This is a genomic window from Klebsiella sp. HN106, assembly GCF_051209435.1.
Taxonomy (GTDB): Bacteria; Pseudomonadota; Gammaproteobacteria; order Enterobacterales; family Enterobacteriaceae; genus Klebsiella; species Klebsiella oxytoca.
Map to the genome: position 1 here is coordinate 1 of NZ_JBLURD010000064.1, position 1,178 is coordinate 1,178.

Annotated in this window: 1 rRNA gene; it reads left to right on the plus strand. The window is 53.9% G+C overall.

Annotated features, from left to right (window positions below):
• Positions 1 to 1,170: ribosomal RNA gene (locus tag ACSIPU_RS30285) — 23S ribosomal RNA — on the plus strand; the annotation flags it as partial.
• Between the last annotated feature and the right edge of the window lie 8 nt (positions 1,171 to 1,178).

The window sequence follows — 1,178 nt, forward strand, 5'->3', positions numbered from 1 at the left end:
GGAGCTGAAATCAGTCGAAGATACCAGCTGGCTGCAACTGTTTATTAAAAACACAGCACTGTGCAAACACGAAAGTGGACGTATACGGTGTGACGCCTGCCCGGTGCCGGAAGGTTAATTGATGGGGTTATCCTCGCGGAGAAGCTCTTGATCGAAGCCCCGGTAAACGGCGGCCGTAACTATAACGGTCCTAAGGTAGCGAAATTCCTTGTCGGGTAAGTTCCGACCTGCACGAATGGCGTAATGATGGCCAGGCTGTCTCCACCCGAGACTCAGTGAAATTGAACTCGCTGTGAAGATGCAGTGTACCCGCGGCAAGACGGAAAGACCCCGTGAACCTTTACTATAGCTTGACACTGAACACTGGTCCTTGATGTGTAGGATAGGTGGGAGGCTTTGAAGTGTGGACGCCAGTCTGCATGGAGCCATCCTTGAAATACCACCCTTTAATGGCTGGTGTTCTAACGTGGGCCCGTAATCCGGGTTGCGGACAGTGTCTGGTGGGTAGTTTGACTGGGGCGGTCTCCTCCTAAAGAGTAACGGAGGAGCACGAAGGTCAGCTAATCCTGGTCGGACATCAGGAGGTTAGTGCAATGGCATAAGCTGGCTTGACTGCGAGCGTGACGGCGCGAGCAGGTGCGAAAGCAGGTCATAGTGATCCGGTGGTTCTGAATGGAAGGGCCATCGCTCAACGGATAAAAGGTACTCCGGGGATAACAGGCTGATACCGCCCAAGAGTTCATATCGACGGCGGTGTTTGGCACCTCGATGTCGGCTCATCACATCCTGGGGCTGAAGTAGGTCCCAAGGGTATGGCTGTTCGCCATTTAAAGTGGTACGCGAGCTGGGTTTAGAACGTCGTGAGACAGTTCGGTCCCTATCTGCCGTGGGCGCTGGAGAATTGAGGGGGGCTGCTCCTAGTACGAGAGGACCGGAGTGGACGCATCACTGGTGTTCGGGTTGTCATGCCAATGGCATTGCCCGGTAGCTAAATGCGGAAGAGATAAGTGCTGAAAGCATCTAAGCACGAAACTTGCCCCGAGATGAGTTCTCCCTGACTCCTTGAGAGTCCTGAAGGAACGTTGAAGACGACGACGTTGATAGGCCGGGTGTGTAAGCGCAGCGATGCGTTGAGCTAACCGGTACTAATGAACCGTGAGGCTTAACCTTACAACGCC